The 9,630-nt window shown below is 66.8% G+C and carries 9 protein-coding genes; all 9 read right to left on the bottom strand.

Annotated features, from left to right (window positions below):
- A partial coding sequence (locus tag VIR09_RS27790) for an Ldh family oxidoreductase (protein WP_332015796.1) occupies window positions 1-880 on the bottom strand: 880 nt, incomplete at its 3' end.
- Window positions 881-920: 40 nt separating this feature from the next.
- Entirely contained in the window at window positions 921-2,483 is a 1,563-nt protein-coding gene (locus VIR09_RS27785) for a mannitol dehydrogenase family protein (RefSeq protein ID WP_332015795.1), read from the bottom strand.
- A gap of 3 nt (window positions 2,484-2,486) precedes the next feature.
- On the bottom strand, window positions 2,487-3,698 hold the full coding sequence (manD, locus tag VIR09_RS27780) for a D-mannonate dehydratase ManD (RefSeq protein ID WP_332015794.1): 1,212 nt from the start codon (window positions 3,696-3,698) through the stop codon (window positions 2,487-2,489).
- Between the two features lie 46 nt (window positions 3,699-3,744).
- On the bottom strand, window positions 3,745-5,280 hold the full coding sequence (locus tag VIR09_RS27775; RefSeq protein WP_332015793.1) for an altronate dehydratase family protein: 1,536 nt from the start codon (window positions 5,278-5,280) through the stop codon (window positions 3,745-3,747).
- A 26-nt stretch (window positions 5,281-5,306) separates the two neighbouring features.
- A complete protein-coding gene (locus tag VIR09_RS27770) occupies window positions 5,307-6,173 on the bottom strand; it encodes a fumarylacetoacetate hydrolase family protein (RefSeq protein ID WP_332015792.1) in 867 nt (288 codons plus the stop codon).
- A gap of 29 nt (window positions 6,174-6,202) precedes the next feature.
- Window positions 6,203-6,949 carry an SDR family oxidoreductase gene (locus tag VIR09_RS27765; RefSeq protein ID WP_332015791.1) on the bottom strand — a complete coding sequence of 249 codons (747 nt, stop codon included), beginning with the start codon at window positions 6,947-6,949 and terminating at the stop codon, window positions 6,203-6,205.
- A 12-nt stretch (window positions 6,950-6,961) separates the two neighbouring features.
- Window positions 6,962-8,368 (bottom strand): TRAP transporter large permease, encoded by a 1,407-nt coding sequence (locus VIR09_RS27760; RefSeq protein WP_332015790.1) that lies wholly within the window; start codon window positions 8,366-8,368, stop codon window positions 6,962-6,964.
- 52 nt (window positions 8,369-8,420) lie between these two features.
- Window positions 8,421-9,050 carry a TRAP transporter small permease gene (locus tag VIR09_RS27755; RefSeq protein WP_332015789.1) on the bottom strand — a complete coding sequence of 210 codons (630 nt, stop codon included), beginning with the start codon at window positions 9,048-9,050 and terminating at the stop codon, window positions 8,421-8,423.
- Between the two features lie 64 nt (window positions 9,051-9,114).
- Window positions 9,115-9,630 (bottom strand): TRAP transporter substrate-binding protein DctP (gene dctP, locus VIR09_RS27750; protein WP_332015788.1); only part of this gene is annotated, 516 nt, incomplete at its 5' end.

Genomic DNA, 9,630 nt, shown 5'->3' with positions numbered 1-9,630 from the left:
CCATGCCCGCCGCCACCGCGGCCAGCGCCGCGCCGCCCGCGAACCGGGCGGGATCGATGACAATGAAGAACGCCCCCAGTTCGCGCGGACGATCCAGCTGCTCGTACATGTGGCCGATGTGCGGTCCGTGAGGATTGCCGTTGAGCGGCCCGCATAACAGTTCAACCATCATCGCCAGGCCGTAGCCCTTGTGGCCGTACTCGCCGCCCAATGGCGTCAAGGCGCGGACGCGCGCCGCATCGGTCACGCCTCGCCCCTCGGCATCCAGGGCCACGCCCGCGGGCAGCGCCGTACCGTCGCGACGCGCGTTCATGACGCGATTCCACGGAATTGAAGTCGTCGCCATGTCCAGGCACAGCGGCTCGCCGCCCTGCCTGGGAAATGCAAAGGACACGGGATTCGTGCCGAAATAGGGTTGCCGGCCGCCGAACGGCGCGGCAATGGCGTCGGAATGCGTGAAGGCGATGCCGATCAGTCCTTCCCGGGCGGCCGCGCGCGTGTACAGGCCGATGGCCCCGCAATGCGAAGAGTCGCTGACGCCGACGGCGCCCACGCCAGCCTCCCGCGCCAGCGTCATCGCGGCCTCATTGGCGCGGTGCGCCACCACGATGCCATGACCCTTGCCTCCATGCACCTGCGCGGTAGCCGGCCCGCTGTATTCGATACGGATGACCGGCAGCGCCAGGATCGAACCGTGGACGATCCTGTTCAGATAGTGCGGTAGCCGGGCGATGCCATGCGAGTCGATGCCCCACAGGCTGGTCTGCGCCAGGCTGTCCGCCAGGCAAGCGGCGTCAGCTACGCTGAAATCCAGGGCCTGCAAACAGGCCTCGCCCCATTGTCTCCATTGCGCCGCGTCCACGCTTTCCAGCCTTGCCATGCTGCGCTCCTTGTGGATGCAGGCGGCATGCCGCCTGCGGTCATGCGGCCGGCACGGGCTGGACCGAGCACTCAGGGGCGGCGTCCCGCTCCAGGGCCTCCAGCGCGCCCAGCACGCCGAACGCCCGCAGTCGCTCCAGGTGCAAGGCCAGCGCGTCGACGAAGGCCGGCTTCCTGCCCAGGTCGCCGAAAACCGGCCGGAACCCGGCCAGCACTGTGGCGCGGCGATGGGCCGCCTGCGACGGGGACGAAGCCATGGCGGCCACGTCGGCGCGCGCCAGCAGTTTGGCCAGCGCCCCGGCCAGCGGATCCTGGATGGAATAGGCGTTGCCCTGTTCGTCGTAGCCCCGCAGGTAGTGCAGCCACGCCGCCACGGCCATCGCCAGCCGGCTGAAATCGTCTCCCTGACGCAAACGGTCGCGGATGGCGGCCAGCAGGCGCTGCGGCACCTTCTGCGAGCCGTCCATGGCGACTTGGCGCGTACGGTGCGGCAGCGCCGGATTGGCCACGCGCGCAAGAAAACGCGAGCGATATTCACCCAGCCCTGACTCGGGGATGCCGCGCAGCGTAGGCCCAAGCTCCAGCCGCATCATGTCATCGACGTAGCGGCGCAGCGCCGGCGTGGCGGCGGCCTCGCTGTTGGTGCGCAGGCCCAGCATCGAACCCAGGTACGCGAATGCGGAATGCGGCGCGTTGACCATGCGCAGCTTGAGGCGTTCGTAGGGCGCGGCGTTGCGCACGAAGCTCGCGCCCGCGACGTCCCAGGCGGGCCTGCCGGCTGCGAACTTGTCCTCGATGACCCAATTCAGGAAGGGCTCCCCCACCACCGGCCACGCGTCCTCGAAGCCTAACCGTTCCGCCACGCGCGCGCGGTCTTCATCCTGCGTGCCCGGCACGATGCGGTCCACCATGGAATTGGGAAAGGTGCAGTGGTTATCGATCCAGGCGGTCAGGCCCACGTCGACCCGCAACGCGAAGGCCAGCACCAGGCTGCGCAAGGTGTCGCCGTTGGCGTGCAGGTTGTCGCAGGACAGCAGTGTGACGGGAGGCAGGCCGCGTTCACGCCGCAGCGCCAGACCGTAGACCAGCATGCCTATGGCGCTGCGCGGCCTGACCGGATGTTCCAGGTCGTGCGCGATGTCCGGGTCGTCCCAGCACAGATGACCGGTGGACGGCTCGTGGCTGTAGCCCTTCTCGGTGACCGTCAGGCTGACGATGCGGGTCTGGGCGGAGGCGATGCGTTCCAGCACCGCCTGGGGATCCTCCTCGGCCACCACGATGCGCAACACCGACCCGATCACACGTAGCTGCTCCCGCACCAGCCCGTCCGGACCCGCGTCGCGCAGCGCCAGCGTGTACAGGCCGTCCTGCGGCGTCAGCGCATCGCGCGTGGTCGGACTGCGCAGCGAAACGCCCACGATGCCCCAGCTAAGGTCCCCGCTGGCGGCCATGGCCAGATCGGTCACGGCGGCCTGATGGGCGCGGTGAAAAGCGCCTATGCCCAGATGCACGATGCCCGGCGTGACCCTGCTGCGGTCATACGCGGGGGATTCCACATCCTTGGGGAGATGGGTCAATGACTCCGAGTTCAAGCGTTCGAGCATGGATTACCAGTGCCATAGTGCGCCATCATGCGCCTGCCGGTTGACCGGCAGGTAGGCGCGTTGGTAGGGATATCTGGCGGCGAGCTCTTCGTCGATGTCGACGCCATGGCCCGGCGCGTCGCCAGGGTATAGCATGCCCTGGTTGAAGCTGTAAGCATGGGGAAACACTGCGTCCGTTTCGTCGGTGTGCCGCATGTACTCCTGGATGCCGAAATTCGGCACCCACAGGTCGAAATGCAGGGCCGCCCCCATGCAGGCCGGCGACAGGTCGGTGGCGCCATGGCAGCCGGTACGCACCTGGTACAGCGCGGCCAGATCGGCAATGCGCCGCAGATGCGTGATGCCGCCCGCATGCACCACCGTGGCGCGGATGTAATCGATCAGCTGGTTTTCGATCAGGTCCTTGCAATCCCAGATGGTGTTGAACACTTCGCCCACGGCCAGCGGCGTAACCGTGTGCTGGCGGATCAACCGGAAGGCTTCCTGGTTCTCCGCCGGCGTGGCGTCCTCCATCCAGAACAGGCGGTAGGGCTCCAGCGACTTGCCCAGGCGGCCAGCCTCGATGGGCGTGAGCCGGTGATGCACGTCGTGCAGCAGGTGGGTGTCCCAGCCCACCGCATCGCGCACCCGCTGGAACAGGCGCGGCGCGTAGTCCAGGTATTTTTCCGTGGACCAGTCATGCTCGGATGGCAACGAGGCGTCGGCCGGTTCGTAGAACAAGCGGCCCCGGCCCACGCCGTAGACCGAGTTCAGCCCCGGCACCCCGCTCTGCGCGCGGACGGCCAGGTAGCCCATCTCGCGATAGCGCAGCACTTCGTCCACGGTTTCGTCGATGTCGCGCCCATTGGCGTGGCCGTAGACCATGACGCCCGAGCGGCTCTTGCCGCCCAACAGCTGGTACAGCGGCATGCCCGCGGCCTTGGCCTTGATGTCCCACAACGCCGTGTCCACGGCAGCGATCGCGGACATGGTGACCGGGCCGCGCCGCCAGTACGCGCCGCGGTAGAGGTATTGCCAGATGTCCTCGATCTGCTGCGGGTCTCGGCCGATCAGACAAGGGATCACGTGCTCGGTCAGGTAGGCCGCCACGGCCAGCTCGCGGCCGTTGAGAGTGGCGTCGCCGATGCCATGCAGGCCTTCATCGGTTTCGATCTTCAAGGTAACGAAGTTGCGGCCGGGGCTGCAGACGATGACGCGCGCTTGGGTAATCTTCATGGATGGTCCTGTGGAATGCTGGAAATTCCTGGCCGACGCCGGACGCCTACATCACCGCGCCCAGCTGCCAAGGCACGAACTCGTTCTGGCCATAGCCGTGTTCCTCGCTGCGCGTGCGCCGGCCCGAGGCTGTTTCCAGCATCAGACGGAATATGCGCTCGCCCATCTGGGCCACGCTTTGCGCGCCGTCAACAACTTCCCCGCAATTGATGTCGATGTCGTCGGACTGCCGCTGCCACAGCGCCGTGTTGGTCGACAGCTTCAAGGACGGCGCGGGCGCACAGCCGTAGGCCGAGCCGCGGCCGGTGGTGAAACAGATCAGGTTGGCGCCGCCGGCGACCTGGCCGGTCGCGGAAACCGGGTCGTAGCCCGGCGTGTCCATGAACACCAGCCCACGCTCGCACACCGTCTCGGCATACTCATACACGTCGGCCAGACAGGTCGTGCCGCTTTTGGCGATGGCGCCCAGGGACTTTTCCAGGATGGTGGTCAGTCCGCCGGCCTTGTTGCCGGCCGACGGGTTGTTGTCCATTTCGGCGTCGTTGCGGGCGCAGTAGTCCTCCCACCAGCGCAGCCGGGCCAGCAGCTTGGCCGCGACCTCGGGCGTAACCGCGCGTCGGGTGAGCAGGTGCTCGCCGCCGTAGATCTCCGGCGTCTCCGACAGGATGGCGGTGCCGCCGTGGCGCACCAACAGGTCCACCGCGGCGCCTAGCGCCGGGTTGGCGCTGATGCCCGAATAGCCGTCGGAGCCGCCGCATTGCAGGCCCACGGTCAGCTTGCCGGCCGGTACGGGCTGGCGGCGGACCCGGTCGGCCTGCGCCAACATGGCCCGCACCAGTTCGATGCCGTGCTCCACCGTCTTGCGCGTGCCGCCGGTCTCCTGGATGTTGAAGGTGTGCAGCAGGCCGCTCTCGCGCAACCCTTCCTGCTCCATCAGACCGCCAATCTGGTTGGTCTCGCAACCCAGGCCCAGCACCAGCAGGCCCGCAAAATTGGGATGCCTGGCGTAGCCGCCCAGCGTGCGGCGCAGCAGGCGCAGCGGCTCGCCCTCGCTGCCCGTGGCGCAGCCCGCGCCGTGCGTCAGTGCCACCACGCCGTCCACGTTGGGATAGCCGGCCAGCGCGTCCGGATGGATGTCGCGGCGGAAATGATCGGCGATGGCGCGCGCGGCCGTGGCCGAACAGTTCACGCTGGTGAGGATGCCGATGTAGTTGCGGGTGGCGACGCGGCCGTCGGCCCGCAAGATGCCGTCGAACTGCGCGGGCTCGTCCACATAGTCGGTCGCGCGCGCGTCGGCTCCCACCGCGTAGTCGCGCTCGAAGTCGGAAAACTCCAGGTTCTGGGTATGGACATGCGAGCCGGGCGCGATGTCGCAGCGCGCCACGCCGATGACCTGGTTGTAGCGCCGCACCGGTTCGCCGGCGGCAATGGCGCGCGTCGCCACCTTGTGCCCCGGCGGCACCAGCCCGCGCACCACGACGTTTTCGCCGGCCAGGCGCGTGCCGCCGGCCAACTGGCGCCTGGCGATCACCACGTTGTCCGCCGGATGGATGCGTATGACCGCGGTATCGGTTTCTGACATGGAAGGCTCCTGGCTTGCGCGCGCCGCTAACCGTCGATCAGCGACGGATCCCAGGCGTGGACGCGCTGCCGCTGCTCGCCCAGGCCCGCAATGCCCAACCGCATCTCGTCGCCGGCCTTCAGGTACACGGGCGCCGGCTTCTGGCCCATGCCCACGCCCGGCGGCGTGCCGGTGCTGATCAGGTCGCCCGGGTACAGCGTCATGAAGCGGCTGACGTAGGACACCAGTTGCGCCACGCCGAACACCATGGTGCGGGTGCTGCCGTTCTGATAGCGCTTGCCGTTGACGTCCAGCCACATGTCCAGCGCCTGCGGTTCGGCGATTTCATCGGCGGTGACCAGCCACGGGCCGACGGGGCCGAAGGTGTCGCAGCCCTTGCCCTTGTCCCAGGTGCCGCCGCGCTCGATCTGGTACTCGCGTTCGGACACGTCATTCACCACGCAATAGCCGGCCACGTGGTTCATGGCGTCGGCTTCGCTGACGTAGCGGGCGCGTTCGCCGATCACCACGCCCAGCTCGACTTCCCAGTCGGTCTTGACGGATGCTTGCGGCAACACCACCGGATCATTGCAACCGACCACCGCCGAAGTGGGTTTCATGAAAATCACAGGCTCCGCCGGCACCGGCAGGCCGGATTCGGCCGCATGGTCGGCGTAGTTCAGGCCGATGCAAATGAACTTGCCCATGCCGCTCCAGGGCGGGGCCAGACGGCCCGGGCGGTCCACCAGCGGCAGGCTGGCCGGATCCAGCGCGCGCAGCGGCGCCAGGCCGGCGTGCGTGAGCGTGGCGGCGGCAATGTCCGGCAGGACCGCCGACAGATCCCGCAGCTGTCCGTTGGCGTCGAGCATGCCGGGTTTCTCTGCGCCTTTCGCGCCATGACGCAACAATTTCATCGCATGTTCCTCTTGTGTGTCGTGAATGTTCAGTTCGACCAGCCGCCGTCGATGACCTGGGCGGTGCCCGTGGTGAAGGCGGATTCGTCGCTCGCAAGGTACACCGCCAGCAAGGCGATTTCCTCGGCGCTGCCAATGCGGCCCATGGGTTGGCGGGAGACGAAGGCCGCCTCCACGGCGGCCAGCGTCTGCCCGCCGGCGCTTGCCTGTGCCTCGATGCGCTGGCGCAGCGAAGGCGACTCCACCGTGCCCGGGCAGATGGCATTGCAGCGTATGCCCTGGCCCACGTAGTCCGCGGCCACGGACTTGGTCAGCCCGATCACCGCCGCCTTGGTGGAGCCATAAACACAGCGGTTGGGCGCGCCTTTGATGCTGGACGCCACCGACGCCATGTTGACGATGGAGCCGCCGCCGCGCGTCAGCATGCCGGGCAGGCAGGCGCGGATCATGCGGTACATGGATTTGACGTTCAGTTCGAACGAGAAGTCCCAGTCCCGTTCATCGCAGTCCAGGATGGTCCCCGCATGCACGAAACCGGCGCCGTTGAACAGCACGTCCACCGGCCCGGCGTCGGCAACCAGCGCGGCAACGGCGTCGGCATCGGTCACGTCCAGCGTCCGGCGCCGGCATCCCGCCAGCGTCTCGAGCGCACCGCCGTTGATGTCCAGCGCCAGCACGTCGGCGCCTTCGCGGGCATAGGCCTCGGCCACGGCGCGGCCTATGCCTTGTCCCGCGGCGGTGACGATGGCGGTCTTGCCTTGCAGTCTTCCAGTCATGGCGTTTCCTCTTTACTTGGCCATGCCCATGGCGGTGGGCAACCAGAGCGTGATCTGGGGAATGTAGGTAATGGCGATCAGCGCCACGAACAGCGGCACCAGCCAGGGCAGGATGGCGACCGTGGTCCGTTCCACCGACAGTTTGGAAACGCGCGCCAGCACGAACAGCACCATGCCCATGGGCGGATGCAGCAGGCCGATCATCAGGTTCAGCGTCATGATCAGACCGAAGTGGATCGGGTCGATGCCTAGCTTGAGCACGATGGGCAGCAGGATAGGCACCAGGATGGTGATGGCGGCGATGGTGTCGATGAAGCAGCCCACAATCAGGATCAGCACGTTGGCCATCAGCAGGAACACCCACTTGTTCTGCGTCACGCTGAGAATGCCGTCGGTCAGCGCCTGGGCGGCCTGGGTGGTGGTCAGCAGCCACGCGAACACCGAAGCGGCGGTGACGATGAACAGCACCGACGCCGTGGTTTCTATGGTGTCGAAAGTCGCTTTGGCCAGGGTCCGCAAGGTCATGGAGCGATAGCGCACCAGCCCCAGGAACAGCGCCCATATCACGGCCGCCACGGCGGCCTCGGTGGGCGTGAACCAGCCCAGCGTCATGCCCCCGATCAGGATGACAGGCGCCATCAACGCCATCACGGCCGAAAAGTTGTAGCGCCAGTCCAACGCCAGCAACACGACAAAGGCGATGCCCGCGGCCAGGTTGGCCGACAAGCCGGCCTCGGTCATGAGCCAGATCGACAACGGGAACGCCAGCACAATGCCGACTTCCAGCCCGGCCGCGCCCAGCCGCTTCCAGTTGAAGGACACGTCGCCGCCCCAGTTGTTGCGGCGTGCGTAGTAGGCCACGGTCAGCATCATCAACACAGTCAGGACCGCACCGGGAATAAGCCCCGCCAGGAACAGCGAGCCGATCGACACGTTGGCCATCATGCCGTAGATGACGAAAGGCAGCGACGGCGGGATGATGGGCCCCAAGGTGGCCGAGGCGGCCGTCACGCCCACCGCGAACTCGGTCTCGTAGCCGTGGTCCTTCATGGCCTTGATTTCGATGGTGCCCAGGCCCGCGGCATCGGCGATGGCGGTGCCCGACATGCCGGCGAACACCACCGAGCCGATGATGTTCACCTGCCCCAGCCCGCCGCGCATCCAGCCCACCAGCGCCACGGCGAAGTTGTAGATGCGGCCGGTGATGCCGGCGATGTTCATCAGGTTGCCGGCCAGGATGAAGAACGGCACGGCCAGCAGCGGGAAGGACTCGACGCCCGCGATCATGCGCTGCGCCACCACCACGTCGGGCACGCTACCCGAAATCAGCACGAACAGCAGCGACGCGCCCGCCATGGCCACCGCCACCGGCAGGCCGACGATCATCAACAGCAGAAAGGTTCCGATCAGTATGCCCATGTCTCGCTTCCGGTTGTCGTTGTCGGATTCCAGGAGCCACCCCGGACCAGCTCTAGTCCTGCGACTCGTAGGCCGCGGGGTTTTCCAGGATGGAGTAGCCCTGGCGCCAGTTGCGCGCCGACACCTGCACGGAGCGCAGGAACATCAGGACGAATCCCGCCAGCGCCATCCAGTAGACATAGGCCTTGTTCCAGAACAGCGTGGTCATGGGCTCGTCGCCCACCAGGACGATGTAGCGGTAGGTGAGCCACACCGCATAACCGAAGAAGGCCGTGCGGAGCAGGTCGATGACGGTGGCAAGCGCCCGGCCTGCGGGACGCGGCAGGTAGCGGTACAGGAAGTCCACCTGGATGTGGCGGCAAGCGCGCACGCACATAGCCGAACCGATGAAGACCACGCCAATCAGGCAATAGACGGCAAGTTCCTCGGTCCAGGCGTAGGAATCGTTCAACACATAGCGTGAAAAAAACTGCAGGAAGACCAGCAGCGCCATGACCCAGAAGATGGCCAGGCAGATCCAATCCTCGGGCTGGTAGCCAGCCAGGCTGACCTCGTGGTGGTCGGCCTCCTCGAAACTATGGACGATCTCCTCCGCCGTGGCGGGCGGCGGCTGCTGCCCGGCGGGATGGACAGGGTTGCTGCTGGCGGCCGCCATGACGGCGGCCTTGGCATCTGAATGCATGGCGTTCCCCTTGTGCGGAATCGGACGGGTCGATGCGAGGCCGCCTGGGCGGCCCCGGGCGCGCTTACTTCACGGCCTGGATCCGTTCCCAATCCGATTTTTCGTAGCCGTACTGCTTGAACGGCACTTTCTCCAGCACGGTGTCGCGGAAATCCTGGACGTTCACTTCCGCCACATTCAAGCCGCGCTTGCGGAACACGTCGACCATCTTCTTCTCGCTTTCGGCGACCTCGGCGGAAGCCTTCTCCGCCGCCTGCTGCGCGACTTCGGAGAAGATCTTCTTGTCCTCGTCGGACAGGCTCTTCCACAACTTCCCCGAGATGACCGTATTCAGGTGATCGACGATGTGGCCCGTGAGGATGATGTTCTTCTGCACCTCGTAGAACTTCTTCGCCTCAATCGTGGTGAGCGGGTTCTCCTGCGCCTCCACAGTGCCGTTCTGCAGCGCCAGGTAGACCTCGGCGAACGCGATCGGCGCGGTGTTGGCGCCGCAAGCGCGCGGCATGGCCAGGTAGGCGGCCACGTCGGGCACGCGGATCTTCAGACCCTTCATTTCGGCGCACTTGGTGAAGGCGCGGTT

The organism is Achromobacter sp. (genome assembly GCF_036567245.1).
Classification (GTDB): Bacteria; Pseudomonadota; Gammaproteobacteria; order Burkholderiales; family Burkholderiaceae_B; genus Achromobacter.
This window is presented reverse-complemented; position numbering and strand designations above follow the sequence as displayed.